The organism is Stenotrophomonas maltophilia group sp. LNF247, assembly GCF_054083135.1.
Window position 1 is genome coordinate 1 of record NZ_JBSRQL010000044.1, and the last position, 443, is coordinate 443.

The following is a 443-nucleotide window of genomic DNA, read 5'->3' on the forward strand; positions in this document are numbered from 1 at the left end:
GCACGCTCCGGCTCCGGAATCCAGCTGTCCAGGGCATCGACCAGCTTCAGGATGGCCGGCACGCCGATGTCGCTCTGGTCGCCTTCCAGCGCCAGGCGGGCCGAACCGGCGATGATCGGGGTGTCGTCGCCCGGGAAGTCGTACTTGCTCAGCAGCTCACGCACTTCCATCTCGACCAGCTCGAGCAGCTCGGCGTCGTCAACCATGTCGGCCTTGTTCAGGAACACGACGATGTACGGCACGCCGACCTGACGCGACAGCAGGATGTGCTCGCGGGTCTGCGGCATCGGGCCGTCAGCGGCCGAGCACACCAGGATCGCGCCGTCCATCTGGGCGGCACCGGTGATCATGTTCTTGACGTAGTCAGCGTGGCCCGGGCAGTCAACGTGGGCGTAGTGACGGATCGGGGATTCGTATTCGACGTGCGCGGTCGAGATCGTGAT

Annotated in this window: 1 protein-coding gene; it reads right to left on the reverse strand. The window is 65.5% G+C overall.

Annotated features, from left to right (window positions below):
* The coding region (locus tag ACTXG9_RS19555) for a GTP-binding protein (protein ID WP_457654822.1) at window positions 1-443 on the reverse strand (443 nt) is incomplete at both ends.